Source organism: Rathayibacter tanaceti (assembly GCF_001634385.1).
In the GTDB taxonomy this organism is placed as follows: domain Bacteria; phylum Actinomycetota; class Actinomycetes; order Actinomycetales; family Microbacteriaceae; genus Rathayibacter; species Rathayibacter tanaceti.
Genome location: NZ_LIIN01000003.1, coordinates 1 through 24,058, shown reverse-complemented (window position 1 = coordinate 24,058; position 24,058 = coordinate 1). Strand labels below are relative to the sequence as shown.

The window sequence follows — 24,058 nt, the reverse complement described above, 5'->3', positions numbered from 1 at the left end:
CCGCGGCGGTCGCGGGTGCGAGGAGGATCGGATGAGCGCGGCACCGACGGCCCTCGGTGAGGCGATCCGCGGGTACTTGCAGCTCTGGCGTCGGATGCCGCGGGAGGCGCTCTCGCTGGTGCTCGCGGTTCCGCTCGCACTGGTCGGCTCTTTCTGCGCCACCGTCGCGCTCGCTCTCGCGGTCGGTCTCGTCGGAGTGCTGATCGGCCTGGCCTTCTTCCCCGCCGCCCTGCACACCGGTCGCTTCTTCTCGCGCGGAGCTCGGCGGCTCGATGTCCTGGCAGGCAGACCGGCGGTGCCGGATCCGCAGTGGCGCCGTCCGCCCGCCTCGGTCTCGCCCGCCACCTTCGCCTTCTACGGCCCGGTCATCGACGGGCACTACTGGCTGGCACTGCTGCACACGATCCTCGTCGCCCCGATGCTCGCCCTCGTCTTCGGCGCCGTTCTCGCGCTGTGGAGCTGGACGGGGATCGGCACGCTGGTCTCCGCCCTCGACGGGACCGCCGCGGTGAGCCCGGTCGAACTCGTCCTCGGTGTCGGCACCTCCGTCCTCGGCCTGCCGGGGCCGCCGGCCGGGTTCGTCTCGGCGGCGGCGGTCGCGATGACGGTCCTGTTCATCTCCACCCTCCCGTTCGCCACCCGCGGGCTCACCCTGGCGCGCTACCTCGTCGATCGCCTGCTGCTCGGGCCCTGGGAGTCGGAGGCGCTGCAGCGCGAGGTCGCCGAGCTCAGTGCGTCGCGCGGCGCAGCCGTCGCCGCCGAGGACCGGGGGCTGCGGCAGCTCGAGCGCGACATCCACGACGGCCCGCAGCAGCGTCTGATCCGCGTGCAGATGGATCTCGCCTCCGCTCGGAACCGCCTCGCCAGCGATCCGGACTCGGCCGCCCGGCTCGTCGACGAGGCGCGCGAGCACGTGGGGACCGCCCTCGACGAGCTGCGCGCACTCTCCCGCGGAGTCGCGCCGCCGATCCTCCAGGACCGAGGCCTCGAGGCCGCCGTGCAGTCGCTCGCCGCCCTCAGCCCGGCCCCGGTCGAGGTCGTCACCGAGCACCCGGTGACCGATCTGCCCCCGGAGGTCGAGCGCAGCGTCTACTTCGTGATCGCAGAGCTGCTCGCGAACGCCTCCAAGCATGCGTCTGCGCGCTCGATCAAGGTGCACCTCGACTCCCGGGAGGCGGGTGCAGCGGGGGAGCGCTGGCTCGATGCATGGGTGGTCGACGACGGAGTGGGCGGTGCCGTACCGGTCACAGGACACGGCCTCGAGGGGGTCAGCGGTCGCGTGCGGGGACTGCGCGGGGTGATCGCCGTCCAGTCCCCAGTCGGCGGCCCCACCGCGATCGGCGTCCACGTGCCGTACCGGCCCGTCCTATCCTGAGGTGGTGTCCGTGATCCGCGTCGCCATCGCCGAGGATTCTGTGCTTCTCCGCGAGGGCCTGGTCCGTCTCTTCGAGGACGCCGGTTTCGCCTCGGTCGGCGCGTTCGGCGACGCAGACAGCCTGCTCGCGGTCCTCGTCCGCGACCCGGGCTCCGTGGATGTCGCCGTGCTCGATGTGCGGATGCCGCCGACCTTCCGTGACGAGGGCGTCCGTGCTGCGCTCGAGATCCGTCGTCGCCACCCGGGCATCGCCGTTCTTCTGCTCAGCCAGTACGTCGAGGTGACCTACGCACAGGAGCTGCTCGGCTCGGGCGAGGGCGGCCTCGGCTACCTGCTCAAGGACCGCGTCGCCTCGTTGGAGGAGCTGCGCGACGCTGTCGAGCGGGTCGCGGCAGGCGGGACGGTCCTCGACCCGCAGGTCGTCGCCTCCCTGCTGCAGCGCAACCGCGACCCACTGGCCGCGCTCACGCCTCGCGAGCGAGAGGTGCTCGAGCAGATGGCGCAGGGCCGCACCAACGCGGGGATCGCCTCCGCTCTTTTCGTCGGAGTGGGGGCTGTCGAGAAGAACGTGACCGCGATCTTCCAGAAGCTCGGGCTCGAGGATTCGGGCTCCGACCACCGGCGCGTCCTGGCCGTCCTGGCCTGGCTCCGCGCCCGGCGCTGACGCCGTGGTCCACGTTTCACGACCCGAGAGGACCATCGAGATGGCATCGATTCCCGCCGAGGGCGCACGCGTGCTCTCCCTGCCCGGCGGCCGGACACCGCAGATCGCGCCGTCCGCCTGGATCGCCCCCGGCGCGACGCTCGTCGGCTCGGTCGGCCTCCGCGAGCGCGTGAGCGTCTGGTACGGCGCCGTCCTGCGCGCCGAGCACGCGCGGATCGAGGTGGGAGAGGGCAGCAACCTGCAGGACGGGGTGGTCGTGCACGTCGACGCGGGCAGGGACGCCGTCATCGGTGCGGGCGTCTCGGTCGGTCACAACGCGGTCCTGCATGGCTGCACCGTCGAGGACGAGGTGCTCGTGGGGATGAACGCGACCGTCCTCAACGGCGCCGTCATCGGCACCGGCTCCCTCGTCGCCGCCGGCGCGGTGGTGCTGGAGGGGACGGTCGTGCCGCCCGGCTCCCTCGTCGCCGGCGTCCCCGGCGAAGGTTCGTCGGGAGCTGACGGAGCAGGAGCGGGCGGACATCCGCCGGAACGCCGCCTCCTACCTCGGACTCGCGCAGGAGCACCGGGAAGCGGACCACTGACGCGGGAGGGTGAGGGACGGTTCGAGGAAAGGAGGCCGTTCTTGCCGAACACGGTCGCGCCGGGCAGCCCCGTTCGTGCACAGCGGCTCTGTTCGTGCCAGACGGAACCGTTCGTGCCAGAAAGACCCGCTCGCGCGCGGACCCGTTCGTGCCAGGCAAGAGGAAAACGGAGGGGCTGACGAGAATCGAACTCGCATCATCTGTTTGGAAGACAGAGGCTTTACCACTAAGCTACAGCCCCGAATCGCGAGGCCGAGAGCCTCAGGCTCCGGATCTCGGATTGGATGACCCGCTCTCGCGAACGGGCACCAGAACACAGTAGTACATCCGTCGGCCGTCGCCGACATCGCACACGCCCGCTGCCGGAGCCGTCGCGCAGTTCCGGCCGCCGCGGCTGCTGTGCAGTACACTTGCGAAGGCCATTTCGGCGTGTCGCGCGAGCGGACGTGCGGGGACGGCTCGACGAGAGTCTCACCGCACGGTCCCCAGGCCCGCGCATCCGGGGCGTAGCTCAGCTTGGCTAGAGCGCCCGCTTTGGGAGCGGGAGGTCGCAGGTTCGAATCCTGTCGCCCCGACCACGAGAACTCATCGTGACGACATCGACCCGTGACGACCGGTCATCCGGCGCCGACACCAACCAGCACAGGAGATCCCCTCACGTGAAGACCACGGTAGAAAAGCTGAGCCCGACGCGCGTGAAGCTCGCGATTTCGGTCACCCCGGACGAGCTCGGCCCCAGCATCACCCACGCCTACGGCCACATCGCCGAGCAGATCAACGTCCCCGGCTTCCGCAAGGGCAAGGTCCCGCCGGCGATCGTCGACCAGCGCGTCGGCAAGGCCGCCGTGCTCGAGCACGCGGTGAACGAGGGCCTCGACGGCTTCTACCGCGAGGCCGTCCGCGAGTCGGAGGTGCGCCCGCTGGGCCGCCCCCAGGCCGACATCGTGACCTGGCCGAACGACAAGGACTTCACCGGCGACCTCGAGCTCGCCATCGAAGTGGACGTGCGCCCCGAGATCACCGTCCCGGAGTACGAGGGCATCGCGCTCACCGTCGAGGCGGCCGCGATCGCCGACGACGACGTCGACGCAGAGCTCGACAAGCTCCGCAGCCGCTTCGGCACGCTGGTCACCGTCGACCGCCCCGCCACCACCGGCGACTTCGCGCAGATCGACCTGGTCGCCTCGATCGACGGCGTCGAGGTCGACACCGCCAACGCGATCTCGTACGAGCTCGGCTCGGGCGAGCTGATCGAGGGCATCGACGAGGCGCTGGATTCGCTGACCGCGGGCGAGAGCACCACCTTCACCGCGCCGCTGCTCGGCGGCGACCACGCCGGCGAGCAGGCCGAGATCGCCGTCACGCTCACAGCGGTGAAGGAGCGCGAGCTCCCCGAGGCCGACGACGACTTCGCGCAGATCGCGAGCGAGTTCGACACCATCGCCGAGCTGCGCGAGTCGCTCAAGGAGCAGGCCGCTCAACAGAAGACCTTCAGCCAGGGCGGCGAGGCGCGCGAGAAGCTCGTCGACGCTCTCCTCGCGCTCGTCGAGATCCCCGTCCCGGCGGCGCTCGTCGAGGACGAGGTGCACCGCCACCTCGAGGGCGAGAACCGCCTGGAGGACGAGGCGCACCGCGCCGAGGTGGCCGAGGCCAGCGAGAAGACCTTCAGGACCCAGATCCTCCTCGACCACATCGTCGAGCAGGAGAAGGTCCAGGTCAGCCAGGACGAGCTGACGCAGTACCTCATCCAGGGTGCGGCGCAGTACGGCATGGAGCCGAACGAGTTCATCAAGATCCTCTCCGAGAACAACCAGATCGGCCAGATGGTCGGCGAGGTCGCCCGCAACAAGGCACTCGCGATCGTCCTGGGCAAGGCGAAGGTCACCGACACCGAGGGCAACGCCGTCGACCTGACTGCGTTCACCGCGGTGCCGGGCGACGGCGAGGCGGGCGATTCCGCCGACGAGGCCGTCGCCTCGGACGAGGCCGAGGTCGTCGAGGAGGCCCAGGCCGCCGCCGACGCGAGGTGCCCGCCGAGCCCGACGCCGAGCAGATCGCCGCCGAGGAGGAGCCCGCCCCGGCTCCGAAGAAGAAGCGTGCGCCGGCCAAGAAGAAGGCCGCAGCTCCCGCCGAGGAGACCCCGGCCGCGGAGTAGTCGCCGCGAGCACGACCAGGAGCCGCCCCCGATCCGTCGGAGGGCGGCTCCTGCCGTTTCCGGATGCTCGGTCCGCCCCGGGCGAACACGGACCCCTCCCGCTCCGCCCCCGGCGAACACGGGCGGATCGGCCTGGCGGCGTCCGATAGATTCGCCTCCGAAGCGACAACTGAAACGGAGCAATACATGGCCGACATGGTTATGCCCAACAGTGTTTTCGACCGCCTCCTGAAGGACCGGATCATCTGGCTCGGTTCCGAGGTGCGCGACGAGAACGCCAACGAGATCGCCGCGAAGCTCCTGCTGCTCGCGGCTGAGGACGCCGAGCGGGACATCTACCTCTACATCAACTCGCCCGGTGGCTCGATCACCGCGGGCATGGCGATCTACGACACGATGCAGTTCGTCCCGAACGACATCGTGACCGTGGGCATCGGGATGGCGGCCTCGATGGGCCAGCTCCTGCTCACCGCCGGTACCCAGGGCAAGCGCTACATCACGCCCAACGCCCGCGTGCTCCTGCACCAGCCGCACGGTGGCTTCGGTGGCACCGCCTCCGACATCCAGACCCAGGCGCAGCTCATCCTCGACATGAAGAAGCGCCTCGCCGAGATCACCGCGAAGGCGACCGGCAAGACTGTCGAGCAGGTCAACGAGGATGGTGACCGTGACCGCTGGTTCAGTGCCGAGGAGGCTCTCGAGTACGGCTTCGTCGACCACATCCGCTCCTCGGCGACCGACGTCGCCGGCGGTGGCGGAACCGCCATCGCCGACTAGTCCAGCGAACGCGCCGAGAGATCAGGAACAGACAATGACCACACCCACCTTCGGCGGAACGGCTTTCGGCTCGGGAGCCGCGCCGTCCTCGCGCTACATCCTCCCCACCTTCGAAGAGCGCACGGCCTACGGCTACAAGCGCCAGGATCCGTACGCCAAGCTCTTCGAAGACCGCATCATCTTCCTCGGAGTGCAGGTCGACGACGCGTCCGCGGACGACATCATGGCCCAGCTCCTCGTGCTCGAGAGCCAGGACCCGGACCGCGACATCGTGATGTACATCAACTCGCCCGGCGGATCCTTCACCGCGATGACGGCGATCTACGACACGATGCAGTACATCCGTCCGCACATCCAGACCGTGGTCCTCGGCCAGGCCGCTTCGGCCGCTGCTGTGCTGACCGCCGCGGGAACGCCCGGCAAGCGGCTCGCTCTACCCAACGCGCGCATCCTGATCCACCAGCCGGCCGTCCAGCAGGGCGGAGGCCAGGCCTCGGACATCGAGATCCAGGCGGCCGAGATCATGCGTATGCGCGAGTGGCTGGAGGAGACCCTGTCGAGTCACTCGAACCGCTCGATCGAGCAGGTGAAGAAGGACATCGACCGCGACAAGATCCTCGGCGCGAGCGATGCGCTCGAGTACGGACTGATCGACCAGGTCCTCACCAGCCGCAAGAGCCTTCCGGCTCTCACGGTCTGAGCACCGTTCGGAGGGGCCGGGCGTCGGAGCGATCCGCCGCCCGGCCCCTCCGTGTCTGCTGTCGTGCCGTAGCAAAGCGCCACACTCAGCGCAAGGCGCGGCCAATCCGGCCCGCCTGCCGAGGCGTCGTGCCTCAGCGGCTAGGCTCGGAGCACAGCTCGGTGGGACGGCACTGTTCTCACTGCCGGGGCGTCGTCGCTCCGCGCACGACTCGACCGACGCACGACCGATCAACGCACGACAAGGAAGTGGGGCATCCCCGTGGCACGTATTGGCGAAAGCGCCGACCTGCTGAAGTGCTCCTTCTGCGGCAAGAGCCAGAAGCAGGTCCAGCAGCTGATCGCAGGGCCGGGTGTCTACATCTGCGACGAGTGCGTCGAGCTCTGCAACGAGATCATCGAGGAGCGGCTCTCGGAGTCGAGCGAAGAGACGAGCCACGAGTTCGATCTGCCGAAGCCGAAGGAGATCTACGGCTTTCTCGAGGAGTACGTGATCGGGCAGGACCAGGCCAAGCGGGCGCTCGCGGTCGCGGTCTACAACCACTACAAGCGTGTCCGCGCCCGCAACACCATCACGGCGGCCGACGCGATCCATGACGAGGTCGAGATCGCGAAGAGCAACATTCTGCTGATCGGCCCGACGGGCTGCGGCAAGACGTACCTCGCGCAGACCCTGGCGAAGCGGCTGAACGTGCCCTTCGCGGTGGCGGACGCCACGGCCCTCACCGAGGCGGGCTACGTCGGCGAGGACGTCGAGAACATCCTCCTGAAGCTCATCCAGGCCGCAGACTACGACGTCAAGCGGGCAGAGTCCGGCATCATCTACATCGACGAGGTCGACAAGATCGCGCGGAAGGCCGAGAATCCCTCGATCACCCGTGACGTCTCCGGTGAGGGCGTGCAGCAGGCGCTGCTCAAGATCCTTGAGGGGACGGTCGCCTCGGTGCCGCCGCAGGGCGGGCGCAAACACCCGCACCAGGAGTTCATCCAGATCGACACGACGAACGTCCTCTTCATCGTGGCGGGAGCGTTCGCCGGGCTGGAGGACATCATCTCCTCTCGAGCGGGGAAGCGCGGCATCGGCTTCGGTGCCCCCCTGCACAACAAGGAAGACGAGATCAACATCTTCAGCGAGGTCCTCCCGGAGGACCTGCACAAGTTCGGGCTGATCCCCGAGTTCATCGGCCGCCTCCCCGTGGTGACCACGGTGACGCAGCTCGATCAGGATGCGCTGATGCAGATCCTCACCGAACCTCGCAATGCGCTCGTGAAGCAGTACCAGCGGATGTTCGAGATCGATGGAGTCGAGCTCGAGTTCGACCGCGGCGCGCTCGAAGCGATCGCAGATCTGGCCGTGCTGCGCCAGACCGGGGCCCGAGGCTCCGCGCGATCCTCGAGGAGGTCCTCGGGCCGATCATGTTCGAGGTGCCCTCGTCGGACGAGGTCGCCCGCGTCGTCGTGACCCGTGAGGCCGTGCTCGACAACGCCGCTCCGACGATCGTGCCGCACGCTCCGCGCCGCCAGGAGAAGAGCGCCTGAACCGCAAAACCCGGCGCTGAGCACGTCCGGCTGCGCGCCAGTTGGCCGAGATTGGCCCGCCTGATCGCTGAGCCCGGCGCGGCACCGTCCCTACTCTGGCAGGGCGCGCCCCCGGTGCGCCCGACGGCCGAGGGCCGCGGCTCGTCCCGACCGGAGGCTCCGCCATCGTCCAGCCGCTGCTCGCCGGAGTCGTCGCCGCCCTCACCGGCTTCTCGAGCTCGTTCGCGATCGTCCTCGCGGGAGTCGTCGCGGTCGGTGCCACCGACTCGCAGGCGGCCTCGGGGCTCCTTGCGGTCTGCGTGCTGCAGGGACTGCTCTGCATTCTGCTGAGCCTGCGCTACCGAGTGCCGATGACCTTCGCGTGGAGCACCCCGGGAGCAGCCCTCCTCGCCGCCACGGCGACGCTGCCCGGCGGGTTCGACCGCGCGGTCGGCGCATTCCTCGTCGCCTCCGCCCTGCTCGTCGTGACCGGGCTCTGGCCGGCACTCGGGAGGCTCGTGGCGCGCATCCCGCGACCGCTCGCCACCGCGATGCTCGCCGGCATCCTGTTCCCCCTCGTTCTGGCGCCGGTCCGTGCCGCAGTCGAGATCCCCGTCCTCGCGGTCCCGGTGATCGTGCTCTGGCTGTTGCTCGTGCGGCTGCTGCCGCGCTGGGCGGTACCGGCCGCGATCGCGCTCGCGATCGTGCTGCTCCTGGTGACCGACGGTTCCGCACTGGCGGGTGCGCCGCTTCTCCCTGTGCCGCAGTTCGTCGCACCGGTGTTCGAGATCGGGGCGATGGTGGGCGTCGGTCTGCCGCTCTACGTCGTCACGATGGCGGGGCAAAACATCCCGGGGATCGCCGTGCTGTCGAGTTTCGGCTACGACGCGCACGCCCGAGCGGGCATCGTGTCTTCGGGAGCACTTTCGGGCGTCGCCGCCGTGTTCGGGGGAGTACCGGTCAACTTCGCTGCTCTGAGCGCGGCTCTGACCGCAGGGCCCGAGGCCTCGCCGCGGCCGGAACAGCGCTGGATCGCTTCGGTGTCGGCGGGCGCCTCCTATCTGGTGCTGGGCCTCGTGGCGGGAGCGGCCGCCGCACTGGTCTCGTCGGCAAGCCCTCTGCTGATCGAAGCGGTCGCCGGACTCGCGCTCCTGGGAGTGTTCGTCTCTGCCGTTCAGTCCGCGGTCGAGGAGCCCCGGCTGCGGCTCGCAGCCGCCGCCACTCTCCTGGTCACCGCCTCAGGCACGTCGATCGCCGGGATCGGATCCGCGTTCTGGGGACTCGTCGTCGGACTCGTGGTCCTCGCCTGGGTCGTCCCCGCGCGTCGTCTCTAGACGAGCCCGCGCCGCTCGAGAAGGGGCTCGGTGCGAGCGTCACGGCCACGAAAGGCACGGTACGCGTCGAGCGGGTCGCGGGATCCGCCGAGCGCGAGCAGCCCTCGTCGGAACCGCTCCCCGGCTTCGCGCGTCAGGCCCCCGGTCTCCTCGAACCACTCGCCGGTGTCGGCGTCGAGTATCTCGCTCCAGATGTACGAGTAGTACCCCGCCGAGTAGCCTCCCGAGAACACGTGGGCGAAGTAGGTGCTGCGGTACCGGGGCGGTACCGCAGGCAGAAGGAGTCCGGCTCCGGCGAGTACTTCCTCCTCGAAGGCAGCCACGTCACGCGGCTCGACCGGGGCGGGCAGCGCATGCCAGGCGAGGTCGAGCAGGGCAGAGGCGAGGTACTCGCTTGTCGAGAAGCCCTCGCCCCAGAGGGTGGCCGCCTCCAGCCGCTCGACGGTCCCGGACGGCAGCTGCTCGCCGGTCTCGACGTGCCGGGCGTACGACTCGAGCAGTTCGGGCCGCAGCGCCCACATCTCGTTCACCTGGCTCGGGAACTCGACGAAGTCGCGGAAGACGGCGGTGCCGGCGAAACGCGGATAGCGCGTGCTCGCGAAGAGCCCGTGCAGCGCGTGGCCGAACTCGTGGAAGAGGGTCCTGACCTCGTCGAGGCCGAGCAGGGCGGGCTCGCCCGGGGCCGGGGCGGACAGGTTGAGGTTGTTGACGACGACGGCCGAGTCGCCCAGGAGCGACGTCCGCGAGGAGAGCGAGTTCATCCACGCGCCTCCTCGCTTGCTGTCGCGGGTGAACGGATCGAACAGGAACAGTCCCAGCGGCGCACCGTCCTCCTCGAGCACCTCGACGACGCGGACGTGCGCGCTGTAGCCGAGGAGGTCGGGCCGCTCGACGAAGCGGATGCCGTAGAGGGCCGTCGCGGCGGCGAAGACGCCGTCGTGCAGCACGCGCTCCAGCTCGAAGTAGGGGCGGAGGGCCCCTGAGTCCACCGCATAGCTCTCGGTGCGCACCCGCTCCTCGTAGTAGGCACGGTCCCACGGCTCGAGCGTGAAGCGCGGGCTGCCCGCCGCGTCCTGCTCGGCGTCGGCGAGCTCCTGCATGCGCTCGAGTTCTACGCGAACATTGCGAGCGGCAGGAGCAGCGAGCGTGTGCAGGAGGGTGAGGACCCGCTCGGGTGAGCCTGCGGTCTGTCCCGAGATCACGAAGTCCGCGTGCGAGGAGAAGCCGAGCAGTCCGGCCCGTTCGGCGCGGAGCCCGGCGATCTGCTGCACCAGAGCGGCGTTGTCGTGCTGTCCGCCCTCGGAGGCGCGACCCGTCGAGGCGCGCAGGAGACGTTCGCGGACGCCGCGGTCGCGCAGTCGCGACAGCCAGGGATGCCCCGAGTAGAGGGGGAGGGCGATCAGCCATCCCGTCTCGCCGCGGCTCTCGGCCGCGCGCGCGGCGGACGAAAGGTCGGAGGCGTCGAGCCCGTCCAGTTCGGCCGGGTCGGTGATCAGCACGGCGCGATCGTTCGACTCGGCGAGCAGATTCTTCTCGAAGCGCGTGGTGAGGCTCGAGAGCTGCTCGTTGAGCTCGCGGAGCCGCGCCTTGCCGTCGTCGTCGAGAAGGGCACCCGCCCGTTCGAATCCGGCGAGCCGCCGCTCGAGGAGGTAGGCGGTCTCGGCGTCCAGCCCGAGCGAGGCGCCCTGTCGGCGAGGTCGCGCAAGCGCGAGAAGAGGCGGGGTTCGAGAGTGACAGCGTCGTCGTGGGCCGACAGGAGCGGCGCGAGCTCCGCCTCCAGAGCGTCGGTCAGCGGTGTGCGGTCTGAGGCGCTGACGGTGAAGAAGACGGCGCTCACTCGGCGCAGCTCGCGGCCCGCGCGCTCCAGGGCGACGAGAGTGTTCTCGATGGACGGGGACTCGGACGACCCGGCGATGGCCTCGATCTCGGCCCGGTGCCTCCGCATCGCCTCAAGGAAGGCCGGCCGGTACGCCTCCGGATCGACGGAGGCGAAGTTGGGGAGGCCGTGCGGGAGGACGCTGGGCTCGAGCAGGACGGCGACGGGATCGGGAGCGCTCACCCTGTGAGCCTAGGGCTGCGAGGGAGGCGGACGGCGCGGCCCCGCGCCGTGGGGCTCAGCCCCAGTCGTCGTCCTCGTCATCGACACGCCCCTGCGGCTGCGTGATGTACGCGGCATCCTCGTCGGCGCGGTGGGTGATGGTCGTGCCGTCATCGAGCTCGAGCACCGGGCGGCCCTCGAGCCACGTGAGCGTCCAGTGCCAGTCGGTCGTCGTGGTGCCGGCCGCGGCCAGCTCTCCTTCGACATCGCGGATCGCGGTGACCACGATCTCGGGCAGGGTCTGCGGCGGCGTGCCGCCGAGCGTCCACCGGGTTCCGAGCTGCATCGGTCTTCCTCTCGTCGCTGCGGGGGGAGGCGGGTCGTCCCGCCTCCCGGGGGAGCCTCCTACGCCTCGGTCTCGAGCTCGACGCTCACCGTGAGCTCGTCGCCCTCGGCGAACTCGAGTTGCGCGATCCGTCCGACGGCGGCGAGGTCGCCTGCGGCGAGGCGCAGAGAGGCGACCAGCGGCGCCGGAGCGGTGACCACGGCCGAGCGTGCCGGTGTCTTCTGCGAGGCCTTCGCGTCGGTCTTCGCTCGGCGGACGGCGGTGAGGACGGTGCTCGCCGCGGCGAGCACGGCCGGGTCGCCGCCGAGGCCTGCGACGGTCGGCCACGGTCGCAGGTGCACCGAGTCGTCGTGCGACCACGACCACGTCTCCTCCGTCGCGAAGGGCAGGAACGGCGCGAACAGGCGCTGCAGAGCGTCGAGCGCCCGGTGCAGGGCAGCGGCAGCGGAGACACCGTCCTCGCCGTACGCGCGCTCCTTCACCAGCTCGAGGTAGTCGTCGCAGAACGTCCAGAAGAACGCCTCGATCGTCTCGAGAGCGCGGGCGTGGTCGTAGTTCTCGAGAGCGCTCGTCGCCTCGGCGATCACTGTGTCGAGCGTGGCGAGCATGCTGAGGTCGAGCGGGTCGGCGACTCCGGCGCTCTCGGCGAGCGGGAAACCGTGGATGAACTTGGCGGCGTTGAGGATCTTGATCGCCAGGCGGCGGCCGATCTTGATCTGCGTCGGGTTCTGCGGGTCGAACGCGGCGTCGGTTCCCAGACGCGAGGAGGCGGCCCAGTAGCGCACCGCATCGGAGCCGTGCTGCTCCAGCATCGCGGCGGGGGTAACGACGTTGCCCTTCGACTTCGACATCTTCTTGCGGTCGGGGTCGACGATGAAGCCCGAGACGGTGGCGGTGCGCCACGGCGCCCTACCGTCCTCCAGCTGCGAGCGTAGGAGGGTCGAGAAGAGCCAGGTGCGGATGATGTCCTGACCCTGCGGGCGCAGGTCGTAGGGAGCGACGAGCTGCCAGAGCTCGTCGTCGCGCTCCCAGCCGCCTGCGAGCTGCGGGGTCAGCGAGGAGGTCGCCCAGGTGTCCATCACGTCGAGCTCGCCCTGGAACCCACCCGCGACTCCGCGCTGGTCCTCGGAGTAGCCGGGGGCCGGGTCACTGGACGGATCGACCGGCAGAGCCGCCTCGTCCGGCACGATCGGCGAGTCGAAGACGGGGTTGCCGTCGCCGTCGAGCGGATACCAGACGGGGATCGGCACGCCGAAGAAGCGCTGGCGTGAGATCAGCCAGTCGCCTGAGAGTCCGTTCACCCAGTTCTCGTAGCGCACGCGCATGAACTCGGGCACGAAGCGTACGTCCCGGCCGAGCTCCAGCAGACGCTCCGAGAGGGCGGCGTCACGTGCGCCATTGGTGATGTACACTGACGGGTCGAGACGATCTCGAGCGGCTTGTCGCCCTTCTCGAAGAACTTCACCTGATGGGTGATGGGGCGGGGATCGCCCACCATCTCGCCCGATTCGGTGAGCAGCGCCACAACAGCCTGCTTGGCCGAGAAGACCGTCTTGCCGGCGAGCTGGGAGTAGGCCTCGCGGCCGGCCGGGCTGGTGATCACCGCGGGCGCCTCCGACACGAGCCGGCCGTCGAAGCCGATGATCGCGCGGTTCGGCAGGTCGAGTTCGCGCCACCACACGACATCGGTGATGTCGCCGAAGGTGCAGATCATCGCGATGCCCGAGCCCTTGTCCTTCTGCGCGAGGTGGTGGGCGAGCACCGGCACCTCGACGTCGAAGAGCGGCGTGCGGACGGTCGTGCCGAAGAGCGCCTGATACCGCTCGTCGTCGGGATGCGCGACGAGCGCGACGCAGGCGGGCAGGAGCTCCGGTCGGGTCGTCTCGATGAAGACGTCCTCGGCTCCGTCGCGGTGGAAGCCGAGCCGGTGGTAGGCGCCGGGTTGATCCTTGTCCTCGAGCTCGGCCTGCGCGACGGCGGTCCGGAACGTGATGTCCCAGAGGGTGGGAGCCTGGGCCTGGTACGCCTCGCCGCGGGCGAGGTTGCGGAGGAAGGCGCGCTGGGAGGCGGCCTGCGACTCGTCTCCGATGGTGCGGTAGCTCTGCGACCAGTCGACCGAGAGCCCCAGCGTTCGCCAGACGTCCTCGAACTGCTTCTCGTCTTCGACGGTGAGGCGTTCGCAGAGCTCGATGAAGTTGCGGCGCGAGATCGGCTTCTGATCCGCGGCCCTGCTGCTCTTGGTGTCGCCGCCCTCGAACGGAGGTGTGAATCCGGGATCGTACGGCAGGGTCGGGTCGCAGCGCACGCCGTAGTAGTTCTGCACGCGGCGCTCGGTGGGCAGGCCGTTGTCGTCCCAGCCCATCGGGTAGAACACGTGCTTGCCGCTCATCCGCTGGAATCGTGCGACGACGTCGGTGTGCGTGTAGGAGAACACGTGCCCGATGTGGAGCGAGCCGGACGCGGTGGGCGGCGGGGTGTCGATCGAGTACACGTGCTCGCGGGTGAGCCCGGTGCGGTCGAACCGGTAGGTGCCGTCGGTCTGCCAGCGCAGCCCCCACGTGCTCTCGAGGCCTTCGAGGGCGGGCTTCGCAGGGAGGCGGTCGGCGTGGTTCATGATGCTCCGGTTCGCTATGGGCGGCACCGTGTCGGTGGTGATGGTGCCTGGATGGTGGCTCCGGAGCGGGGCGCTCACCGGCCGTCCCGATCCTACCGCGAGCCTCGGAGTCGCCTCCCGAGGCGGGTCGGGCGAGCGAGGGAGGGAGTTCAGCCGAGCGAAGCGGCGAAGCCGGCGCACACGGGCGCGAGCGCCTCGTCGAGGTAGGGCACCAGCTCCCCGCGGGTCGCTCCCGCGCCGGCCCACGCCTGCACGGCCGCCACGGCGGCTCCGACGCTCGCGTAGGCGATCGCCCGGGTGAGGTGGGAGGGCAGCGGACGCGCCGCGCGCTCCTCGACGAACCGCGCGATGACCGCGGCCTGCCGCGCGAGCCTCGAGAGGGCGGACGCCTGCAGCTCGTGCACACTCCCGATCAGCTCGGACTGCGTGAGCACCCACGGCACCGTCGCGGGTCCGAAGCCGGCGCCGATCGCGAGCAGGGCCTCGCGGAGCGCCTCCATCACCGGACGCTCCGTCGGGACCGCGGCGAGAGCATCCGGGAGCTCGGCCAGCCTGTCGTCGACCAGAACCCAGAAGACGTCGCTCTTGGAGTCGAAGTAATTGAAGAACGTATTCCGTGAGACCCCGGCGCGCTGGGCGATCTGCTCGATCGTGGTGCCTGCGTAGCTCTGCTCCACGAACAGGTCCAGCGCCGCGTCCTCGAGCATCGAGCGCGACGACGCGCGCGGCCGTCCCCGCTGCATTCCTGGCACCATGACCGCTCCTGCTCCGCATCCGTCGACGCGCTAGGATATCGACTGGACGACTTCGACCCGGCCATCACCGGCGAGTCTCCGGAAGAACGGCGCCGGTCCCGGCCTGCGCCCAGTAGAACCGGACGGGTGCGGCCCGTGACAGCCGATCGAGTGGGAACGCGTCAGCGGGAGCTCCTCCGGGAGGATCCGGCCGACCGGTCCAAGCGAGGTGGTACCGCGACCCGGCCCGGGGTCTGAGATCCGGGCGGGCCGTCCTCGTGCAGACCAGCAGCACTGCCAGGAGACCGCACGTGACCTACCCCCTGACCCCGCCCACCCCGCACGGTGCCGAGCCCGCCGAGGGCTCCGCGTTCGGCCTCGGGGTGACTCCGTCGCCGCGCTTCCCCGAGATCGAGGAGCATGTGCTGGCCTACTGGAAGGCGGACGACACCTTCCGGGAGTCGATCCGACAGCGCGAGGGCGCACCGGAGTGGGTGTTCTACGACGGCCCGCCCTTCGCCAACGGTCTGCCGCACTACGGGCACCTCCTCACCGGCTACGCGAAGGACGTCTTCCCCCGCTTCGAGACGATGCGCGGGAAGCAGGTGCACCGCCGCTTCGGCTGGGACACCCACGGGCTGCCCGCCGAGCTCGAGGCGGAGCGGCAGCTGGGCATCACCGACAAGTCCCAGATCGAGGAGATGGGCGTCGCGGCCTTCAACGCCGCGGCGAAGGAGTCGGTGCTGCGCTACACGGGGGAGTGGCAGGAGTACGTCACCCGTCAGGCGCGCTGGGTCGACTTCGACGACGACTACAAGACGCTCGACCCCTCCTTCATGGAGTCGGTGATCTGGGCGTTCAAGCAGCTCTACGACAAGGGCCTCGCCTACGAGGGCCACCGGGTCCTGCCCTACTGCTGGCGCGATCAGACCCCGCTGTCGAACCACGAGCTGCGGATGGACGACGACGTCTACAAGGCCCGCCAGGACCAGACGGTCACCGTCACCTTCCCCCTGGTGGGCGAGACGGCCGAGGCGTTGCAGCTCACGGCGGTGCGCGCGCTGGCGTGGACCACGACTCCGTGGACGCTGCCCACCAACATGGCTCTCGCCGTCGGCCCCGACATCGAGTACGCCGTGGTGCCCGCCGGCCCGGACGGCGCGGCCGACGGCAGGGGCGAGCCCGAGGAGCGCGAGCTCTCGGCTGAGTACCTCCTGGCCATCGACCAGTCGGCGCCTACGCGAAGGACCTCGGCTATCCGGACCCGGAGTCGGCCCTGGCCGCCGTCTCGCGCACCCACCGCGGCTCCGAGCTGGAGGGGATCAGCTACGACCGCCTGTGGGACCACTACGCCGACACCGAGGCCTGGGGCACGCAGAACGCGTGGCGAGTCCTCGTCGCCGACTACGTCACCACGAGCGAGGGCACGGGCATCGTGCACCAGGCCCCTGCCTACGGCGAGGACGACCAGAAGGTGTGCGAGGCGGCGGGCATCCCCGTGATCATCTCCGTCGACGACGGTGGGCGATTCCTGCCGCAGATCGCCGAGGTCGCGGGCCTCCAGGTGTTCGAGGCGAACAAGCCGCTCACGCAGCTGCTGCGAGCAGGGCACCGCCTGCTCCGCCAGGCCAGCTACGAGCACTCCTACCCGCACTGCTGGCGCTGCCGCAATCCGCTGATCTACAAGGCGGTCTCGAGCTGGTTCGTCCGGGTCACCGCGATCCGCGACCGGATGGAGGAGCTCAACCAGGGAATCACTTGGGTCCCCGAAAACGTCAAGGACGGCCAGTTCGGCAAGTGGCTCTCGGGAGCGCGCGACTGGTCCATCAGCCGCAACCGCTACTTCGGCTCGCCGATACCGGTGTGGAAGAGCGACGACCCCGAGTACCCGCGGATCGACGTGTACGGCTCCCTGGACGAGCTCGAGCGTGACTTCGGCGTGCGCCCCGACGACCTGCACCGCCCGTTCATCGACGAGCTCACCCGGCCGAACCCGGACGACCCCACCGGTCGCTCGACCATGCGGCGGATCAGCGACGTCCTCGACGTCTGGTTCGACTCCGGATCGATGCCCTTCGCGCAGGTGCACTACCCGTTCGAGAACGCCGACTGGTTCGACACCCACAACCCGGCCGACTTCATCGTCGAGTACATCGGGCAGACCCGCGGCTGGTTCTACACGCTCCATGTGCTGTCGACCGCGCTCTTCGACCGGCCCGCATTCCGCAACGTGGTCAGCCACGGCATCGTCCTCGGCGAAGACGGACAGAAGATGTCGAAGTCGCTGCGCAATTACCCCGATGTGGCGGAGGTCTTCGACCGCGACGGCTCCGACGCGATGCGCTGGTTCCTCATGTCGAGCCCGGTGCTGCGCGGAGGCAACCTCGTGGTCACCGAGGAAGGGATCCGCGAGGGCGTGCGCCAGGTGCTGCTGCCGCTGTGGAGCACCTGGTACTTCTTCTCGCTCTACGCCAACGCTTCGGCGGGCGGCGGCTACCAGGCGACCCGGCGCACCGACTCCGAGGATGTGCTCGACCGCTACCTCCTGGCCAAGACGCACGACCTCGTGGCCACGGTCACCGCACACCTCGAGGGCCTCGACTCGACACTCGCGGCCGCCGCGCTGCGCGACTTCGCCGACGTACTCACCAACTGGTATGTCCGCCGCTCGCGCGGCCGGTTCTGGCAGGGCGTCGACGCCGACGGCCGCGGCTCTGAGGCGTTCGACACCCTCTTCACGGTCCTCGAGACCGTGTGCCGGGTCGCCGCGCCGCTCCTCCCGCTCGTCACCGAGGAAGTCTGGCAGGGCCTCACGGGCGGTCGCAGCGTGCACCTGACCGACTGGCCAGAGGCGGACGAGTTCCCCGTCGACGACGCGCTCGTGCACGCGATGGATGCCGTGCGCGCCATCTCGTCGACGGCCCTCTCGCTCCGCAAGCAGGCCGGGCTCCGCGTCCGGCTGCCCCTCGCGCGCCTGACGGTCGTGGTCACCGACGCCGCCGAGCTGGCGCCCTTCGAGGCGATCCTCCGCGACGAACTGAACGTCAAGCAGGTGTCGCTGGTGCCGCTCGTCGACTCCAGCGCCGCCGCCTACGGAGTCACCTCCCGGCTCGCCGTGAATGCGCGCGCTGCCGGTCCACGACTCGGCAAGGGGGTGCAGGCCGTGATCCGCGCGGCGAAGACGGGGGACTGGAGCGAGACGGAGGGTGTCGTCACCGCAGGCGGCGTCGACCTGGTCGAGGGGGAGTACGAGCTGACGCTCGAGGTCGGCGGCTCGGCCGGCGACGACCGCGCCATCGCCCTGCTGCCGCACGGCGGCTTCGTCCTGCTCGACACCGCGACCACGCCCGAGCTCGAGGCGGAGGGCCTCGCCCGCGATCTCATCCGCGCCGTGCAGGACGCTCGCAAGGCGGCGGGCTTCGAGGTCAGCGATCGGATCGTCCTGGAGGTCGTGCTGGACGAGCCGAGCCTGCGCGCACTCGAGCCGCACGCGCTCTGGATCGCCGAGGAGACCCTCGCCACCGGTTGCTCGTTCACCCCGCTCACTGTCGCGCTCGAGGGCGGCGAGGGTGCGATCACGTTCGGACCCGCGGGCACCGCTATCATCCGCGTCGAGAAAGTCGAGGCCGCCGATGTCTGATCCGGTCGAGGGCGATTCCGCCGACCGCGACGCCGCGAACGCCGTCTACGCGGCGCTCCTGGATCGCCTCGGCGAGGCGAGCGTCCGCCCGCGCCTGGCGCCGACCCGTCGCGCCGTGGAGATCCTCGGAGACCCGCAGCGCGCCTATCCGGTCATCCAGATCGCCGGCACCAATGGCAAGACCTCCACCAGCCGGATGATTGAGAGCCTGCTGAGGGCTCACGGGCTCCGCGTGGGCCTCTTCACCAGCCCGCACCTCGAGCGCGTCAACGAGCGCATCGTGATCGACGGCGAGCCGATCTCGGACCGCAGCCTCGCGGACAACTGGCAGGACATCGAGCCCTATCTGCGCATGACCGATGCCGAGCTCGCGGAGCAGGACGAGGCTCCGCTCTCGTTCTTCGAGGCGATCACGGTCCTCGCCTATGCGGCCTTCGCCGATGCTCCCATCGACGTCGCCGTCATCGAGGTCGGCATGGGGGGCGAGTGGGACTCCACCAACGTCGCCGATGCGCAGGTCGCCGTCTTCACGCCGATCGCGCTCGACCACACCGATCGGCTCGGCTCCACCGTCGAGGAGATCGCGCGGACGAAGTCGGGCATCGTGAAGCCGCTCGCGTCCGTCGTCTCGGCACGGCAGCGCCCGAGGCGGAGGCGGTGCTACGACACGCGGCCGCGGTCACCGAGTCGACCATCGCGATCGAGGGCGCCGACTTCGACGTCGACTCGACGACCGTCGCCGTCGGTGGCCAGGTGGTCACCGTCCGCGGCCTGGCGGCCACCTACGAGCACCTGCTGCTGCCGTTCTTCGGCGACCACCAGGCAGAGAACGCGGCCGTCGCGGTCGCGGCGGTCGAAGCCTTCCTCGGCGGAGGTACGCAGGAGCTCACCGGCGATGTGCTCGACGAGGGCTTCGCGGCAGCGAGCTCGCCCGGGCGCCTCCAGCTCGTCGGCCTCGCCCCGCGGACGATCGTCGACGCCGCGCACAACCCGCACGGAGCAGCGTCGCTCGCCGCTGCACTCGGCCGCTACTTCGACTTCGACCGGGTGACGGTCGTGCTCGGCGTGCTGGCCGAGAAGGACGCCGAGGGGATCCTCCGAGAGCTCCTGCCGGTCGTGGATGAGCTGATCGTCACCACGGCTCCGAGCGCGCGCGCACTGCCTGCCGAGGACCTCGCCGCCCTGGCACGCACGATCTTCCCCGCGGACGCGGTGCGGGTCGCGGAGGATCCGCGCGGCGCTCTCACGGCGGGTCGGCTCCTCGCGGCCCGCACCGAGAAGGGCGCTCTCCTGGTCACCGGCTCGATCACCCTTGTCGGCCACACGCTCACCGTCTCCCGCGACGAGGGCTGGCTGGGCTCGTGAGGGCCGGCCGCCCACGCCGAGCCCGGACCGTGCGAGAGAGCCTGGGCTCGATCGTGCTCGGCTTCGAGTCGGTCATCGTCTTCCTCGCGACGCTCGTCGCCTTCGGTCTGAAGGTCGCCGATCCGGTGATCGTCCTGGTGGGAGGCGCGGTGGTCTGTCTCGCGCTCGTAGCCACCCTGGGGCTGCTGAGCCGTCCGCTCGGGTTCCGCCTCGGCTGGGCGCTGCAGTTCGTTATCGTGGCGTCGGGCCTGCTGGTACCCATCATGTACGTCATCGGCGCCGCTTTCGTCGCTCTGTGGACGTACTGCATGGTGACCGGCACCCGTCTCGACGCCCAGGCGCGTCGGGCGGGGGAGCCCACCGACCCCATCGAAGGAGAACGCTGAACCATGGCTACCCAGGAGACCCTCGTCCTCGTCAAGCCCGACGGTGTCGCCCGCAACCTGACCGGTGAGATCCTGCGCCGGATCGAGGCGAAGGGCTACTCGCTCGTCGACGTGAAGCTCGTCGAGGCCGACCGTGCGCTGCTCGCGGCCCATTACGCCGAGCACGAGGGGAAGCCGTTCTACGAGCCACTCGTCGAGTTCATGGAGAGCGGCCCGATCGTGGCCCTCCGTATCGCGGGCGACCGCGTGATCGAGGGCTTCCGAGCTCTGGCCGGCACGACGGACCCGACGACCGCCGTTCCCGGCACCATCCGCGGTGACCTCGGCCGCGACTGGGGCCTCGCGGTCCAGCAGAATCTGGTCCACGGCTCCGACAGCGTCGAGTCCGCCGAGCGCGAGCTCGCACTCTGGTTCGCCTGAGTCCCTCCGCCGTCGGCGACCCGCGCTGCAGGACGCGCTCACTCCTCCCGAAGCGCTGCTTCAGAGGTAGGCGAGCACGTTCAGGCGGAGCTGCGCGATGACCGCGATCCCGAGGTAGCAGACCAGAGTGATGAAGGGGATCCAGCCGTAGGCGGCGCCTGCGGCCCGGCGGACAGCGGCAGGGACGGGGAACACGCCCTCACGCAGATTGCGCAGCGTCACGAGCCAGAACCCCGGGATCACGACCGACCAGGTCAGCATGCACCAGGGGCAGAGCGTCCCGAGCGCGAAGACACTCGTCGCGATCAACCAGCCGACGAACACCAGCGCCAGCACGAAGCCGAGGTTGAAGACAGCCCAGAACCAGCGGTCGAAACGGGCGCCGCGAGCAGGCCGGCACCCACCACGATCGGGGCGATCCACGCGGCGACTCCGATCAGCGGATTGGGGAAGCCGAAGATCGCGCCCTGTGGCGAGTCCAGATTGGCGCTGCACTGCACCAGCAGGCTGAAGTCGCAGCCCAGGCCCGCCTCCGGGCTCTCCAGGGCCGCGAACTTGTCGTTCGTCAGGGCGAACGCCGCGATCCAGCCGATGACGCCGAGGACGATCAGCAGGACGGCGAAGACGACGGGGCGCGGCTGGGTAGGGGCGTCGCGCACCCCGGAATCGCTGGACACCGGGGGATTATGGCACGCGCCGGATCAGCGCCTCTGGGAATGCGTGCGATAATCGGAGCCGTCGGTCCGGGGGATCCCGCACCGACGCGAAGAAGGTTTACCGGGCGAGCACCGGGCCACAGGAGATCGACAGCGTTCCGCGAATGGACGCGCCGGGTCTCCGCTCCACTGCGAGACGACCACCGGTCGCACCGCGGGGGAGCGCGTGTCGGATAGTCAGTTCCGAGTGAAGCTGCAACCGGAGTCCCGCGCCTGTGAGCGACGGGACCGGGGGAGCGGAAGGATTCGCGACGGGCCGAGGCCCCTCGCACGAGAGAAGCATCCGGGGAGAAGGCGCGGCGAACGACCCGGCCGAGGAGTGCACCAGGAATGGTGGAAGACAACAGTACGAGCGGATCCGATCCGGACCGCGACGAGCCCCGCAGCGGGGCCAGGAAGATCAGCCGCCTCTTCGGTGGTCGCCGGGCTTCCCGGCGCACCGACTCGAGCGCGCCAGCGACAGGGGAGACGATCATCGACAGCAACGAGACCGACCAGACCGAGACCGACCGGACAGAGACCGCCGCGGCGGGTGAGCAGCACGCAGCGGTGGAGGCCGCGCGGACGAGCGCCGAGCCCTCCGGCGCGGAATCCGTGGACGAGCCGGACCACGCCTCGACGGTCGCCGCCGTCGTCGACGCCCTGCCGTCGAGCGTCGAGCCCGAGGAGCCGCGGCGCCCCGCTCTGCCGAGCACGTCGCTCCTGTTCCAGGCCCCGATCCTGCCCGACTATGTCGAGCTGGCCCCGCTGCCCCCTCGCGGGGTTCCCCTCGGCCTCCAGGACGAGCGCGAGAGCTCCCCGGAGGAGCAGGGCTCCGTCCGCCGCCGTTCGCGCCGCCGGAGCGGTGAGAGCGAGCGCACCGGCTCCGACGACCCCCAGAACACCGTCGTCCGTGTGCGGCAGCCGCGCGAGCCCCGCGAACCGCGCGAGCCCGAGCTGATCACCGAACCCCAGCGCATCAAGGGCTCGACCCGCCTGGAGGCGAAGAAGCAGCGTCGCCGCGACGGCCGCGACGCCGGGCGCCGACGCACAGTCGTCACCGAGTCCGAGTTCCTCGCGCGCCGCGAGGCCGTCGACCGGGTGATGGTCGTCCGATCCAAGGAGGACAGCATCCGGATCGGCGTGCTCGAGGACGGTGTCCTCGCCGAGCACTACGTCGCCCGCTCGCAGGAGGCGTCCCTCATCGGCAATGTCTACCTAGGCCGCGTGCAGAACGTCTTACCGAGTATGGAGGCGGCTTTCGTCGACATCGGTCGAGGCCGCAACGCCGTGCTCTACTCGGGCGAGGTCGACTGGGACGCTGCGAACAATGCCGGTGGACCCCGCCGGATCGAGCTCGCGCTGAAGCCGGGCGACCGGGTCCTCGTCCAGGTCACGAAGGACCCCGTCGGGCACAAGGGTGCGCGACTGACCAGCCAGGTCTCGCTACCCGGCCGCTACCTCGTCTACGTGCCGAACGGCTCGATGAACGGGATCTCGCGCAAGCTGCCCGACACCGAGCGCGCTCGCCTGAAGAAGATCCTCAAGGAGGTGCTCCCCGAGAACGTCGGCGTCATCGTCCGCACGGCGGCCGAGGGCGCCACCGAGGAGCAGCTCACCGTCGACGTGGAGCGCCTCACCGCGCAGTGGACCGCGCTGAGCGCCAAGGCGGCGACCGGGCAGGCGCCGGCGCTCCTGCACAGCGAGCCTGACCTGCTCATCAAGATCGTCCGCGACGTGTTCAATGAGGACTTCGAGAAGATGGTGATCGCCGGCGACGACGCCCGCGAGACGATCGAGCTGTATCTCAGTCAGGTTGCCCCCGACCTGCTCGAGCGGGTCGAGGTCTACACCGGAGACAGGGACGCCTTCGACGAGTTCCGCATCACCGAGCAGATCGAGAAGGCGCTCGAGCGCAAGGTCTGGCTCCCGAGCGGCGGCTCGCTCGTCATCGACCGCACCGAGGCGATGACCGTCGTCGACGTCAACACCGGTAAGTTCGTCGGCTCGGGCGGAAACCTCGAGGAGACGGTCACCAAGAACAACCTCGAGGCGGCCGAGGAGATCGTCCGCCAGCTGCGTCTGCGCGACATCGGTGGCATCATCGTGGTCGACTTCATCGACATGGTTCTCGAGTCCAATCGCGACCTCGTGCTGCGTCGACTCGTCGAGTGCCTCAGCCGCGACCGGACGAAGCACCAGGTGGCGGAGGTGACCTCGCTCGGACTCGTCCAGATGACCCGCAAGAAGCTGGGTCTGGGCCTGCTCGAGACCTTCAGCGAGAACTGCGAGGTCTGCGCCGGCCGCGGAGTGATCGTGCACCACGATCCGGTCCTCAAACACCGGTCCGCCGCCGCTCCGCAGCAGGAACAGCGTCGTCGGGGAAAGGGCGGCGACCAGCCGTCCGCCTCCTCCGGTCGCTCCTCCGCGCCGGCGACGAAGCCGATCAGCACGCACGCGATCACCGACGACGCCAAGAACGCCCTCGCTCAGATCGCGGCGAGCACGATCCAGCCCCCGGCCGTCCGTCAGGCGGCCGAGGAGGCCGCCGCTCTCGTCGAGGATGCGACGGACGCCGCCGGGGCAGCGGAGGCTCCCGAGGAGTCGACGGCGCCCGTCGAGACCGCCGACGAGCAGCCGGCCGAGTCGGGCCGTCGCGGCGAGCGCCCCGCCAGAGGGGAACGCCGTCGCCGCAGTCGCGATCGCGAGCCCGG

The 24,058-nt window shown here is 70.1% G+C and carries 10 protein-coding genes, 2 tRNA genes and 8 pseudogenes; 14 read left to right on the top strand and 6 right to left on the bottom strand.

Annotation, left to right across the window (positions count from 1 at the left end; translation table 11 throughout):
* Positions 1-31 precede the first annotated feature (31 nt).
* From ACH61_RS00735 to ACH61_RS00725, 3 genes and pseudogenes are all read left to right on the top strand, one after another.
* Positions 32-1,375, top strand: a complete 1,344-nt coding sequence (locus tag ACH61_RS00735; RefSeq protein ID WP_068207351.1) for a sensor histidine kinase — start codon at positions 32-34, stop codon at positions 1,373-1,375.
* Between the two features lie 4 nt (positions 1,376-1,379).
* Complete coding sequence (locus tag ACH61_RS00730; protein ID WP_068207436.1) at positions 1,380-2,039, top strand: response regulator transcription factor; 660 nt, start codon at positions 1,380-1,382, stop codon at positions 2,037-2,039.
* 40 nt (positions 2,040-2,079) lie between these two features.
* Positions 2,080-2,623 (top strand): annotated as a pseudogene (locus tag ACH61_RS00725) (gamma carbonic anhydrase family protein).
* 170 nt (positions 2,624-2,793) lie between these two features.
* Here the strand turns inward: ACH61_RS00725 and ACH61_RS00720 are convergent.
* Positions 2,794-2,864: transfer RNA gene (locus tag ACH61_RS00720), tRNA-Gly, on the bottom strand.
* A gap of 259 nt (positions 2,865-3,123) precedes the next feature.
* Between ACH61_RS00720 and ACH61_RS00715 the strand changes: the two genes are divergently transcribed.
* From ACH61_RS00715 to ACH61_RS00690, 6 genes and pseudogenes are all read left to right on the top strand, one after another.
* Positions 3,124-3,201: transfer RNA gene (locus ACH61_RS00715), tRNA-Pro, on the top strand.
* Positions 3,202-3,282: 81 nt separating this feature from the next.
* Positions 3,283-4,778, top strand: a pseudogene (gene tig, locus ACH61_RS00710) (trigger factor).
* A gap of 186 nt (positions 4,779-4,964) precedes the next feature.
* Entirely contained in the window at positions 4,965-5,555 is a 591-nt protein-coding gene (locus ACH61_RS00705) for an ATP-dependent Clp protease proteolytic subunit (RefSeq protein WP_068207349.1), read from the top strand.
* A 34-nt stretch (positions 5,556-5,589) separates the two neighbouring features.
* The gene (locus tag ACH61_RS00700) at positions 5,590-6,255 is read left to right on the top strand and encodes an ATP-dependent Clp protease proteolytic subunit (protein ID WP_068207347.1); all 666 of its coding nucleotides are present in this window, start codon (positions 5,590-5,592) and stop codon (positions 6,253-6,255) included.
* Between the two features lie 261 nt (positions 6,256-6,516).
* Positions 6,517-7,793, top strand: a pseudogene (clpX, locus tag ACH61_RS00695) (ATP-dependent Clp protease ATP-binding subunit ClpX).
* Between the two features lie 95 nt (positions 7,794-7,888).
* Positions 7,889-9,106, top strand: coding sequence for a benzoate/H(+) symporter BenE family transporter (locus tag ACH61_RS00690; protein WP_082844905.1), 1,218 nt, complete (start codon positions 7,889-7,891; stop codon positions 9,104-9,106).
* Here ACH61_RS00690 and ACH61_RS00685 read toward each other — a convergent pair.
* The 4 genes and pseudogenes from ACH61_RS00685 to ACH61_RS00670 all read right to left on the bottom strand — a co-directional run bounded on the left by ACH61_RS00685 (position 9,103) and on the right by ACH61_RS00670 (position 14,859).
* A pseudogene (locus ACH61_RS00685) lies at positions 9,103-11,051 on the bottom strand (M3 family metallopeptidase). The gene ACH61_RS00690 and the pseudogene ACH61_RS00685 sit on opposite strands and share 4 nt — an antisense overlap.
* Positions 11,052-11,220: 169 nt before the next feature.
* Positions 11,221-11,490, bottom strand: a complete 270-nt coding sequence (locus tag ACH61_RS00680; RefSeq protein WP_068207341.1) for a hypothetical protein — start codon at positions 11,488-11,490, stop codon at positions 11,221-11,223.
* A gap of 59 nt (positions 11,491-11,549) precedes the next feature.
* Positions 11,550-14,104: pseudogene (valS, locus tag ACH61_RS00675) on the bottom strand (valine--tRNA ligase).
* A 149-nt stretch (positions 14,105-14,253) separates the two neighbouring features.
* Positions 14,254-14,859: a TetR/AcrR family transcriptional regulator gene (locus ACH61_RS00670; protein WP_068207338.1), complete on the bottom strand. Its 606-nt coding sequence runs from the start codon at positions 14,857-14,859 to the stop codon at positions 14,254-14,256.
* Between the two features lie 290 nt (positions 14,860-15,149).
* Between ACH61_RS00670 and ileS the strand changes: the two are divergent.
* From ileS to ndk, 4 genes and pseudogenes are all read left to right on the top strand, one after another.
* Positions 15,150-18,478: pseudogene (ileS, locus tag ACH61_RS00665) on the top strand (isoleucine--tRNA ligase).
* A pseudogene (locus ACH61_RS00660) lies at positions 18,471-19,843 on the top strand (bifunctional folylpolyglutamate synthase/dihydrofolate synthase). The pseudogenes ileS and ACH61_RS00660 overlap by 8 nt, the downstream one beginning before the upstream one ends.
* A gap of 29 nt (positions 19,844-19,872) precedes the next feature.
* The gene (locus ACH61_RS00655) at positions 19,873-20,229 is read left to right on the top strand and encodes a DUF4233 domain-containing protein (RefSeq protein ID WP_236713477.1); all 357 of its coding nucleotides are present in this window, start codon (positions 19,873-19,875) and stop codon (positions 20,227-20,229) included.
* A gap of 3 nt (positions 20,230-20,232) precedes the next feature.
* Positions 20,233-20,649: a nucleoside-diphosphate kinase gene (gene ndk, locus ACH61_RS00650; protein WP_068207332.1), complete on the top strand. Its 417-nt coding sequence runs from the start codon at positions 20,233-20,235 to the stop codon at positions 20,647-20,649.
* A 60-nt stretch (positions 20,650-20,709) separates the two neighbouring features.
* Here the strand turns inward: ndk and ACH61_RS00645 are convergent.
* Positions 20,710-21,308, bottom strand: a pseudogene (locus tag ACH61_RS00645) (vitamin K epoxide reductase family protein).
* A 387-nt stretch (positions 21,309-21,695) separates the two neighbouring features.
* Here ACH61_RS00645 and ACH61_RS00640 point away from each other — a divergent pair.
* On the top strand, positions 21,696-24,058 hold a 2,363-nt coding region (locus ACH61_RS00640; RefSeq protein WP_236713476.1), incomplete at its 3' end, for an Rne/Rng family ribonuclease.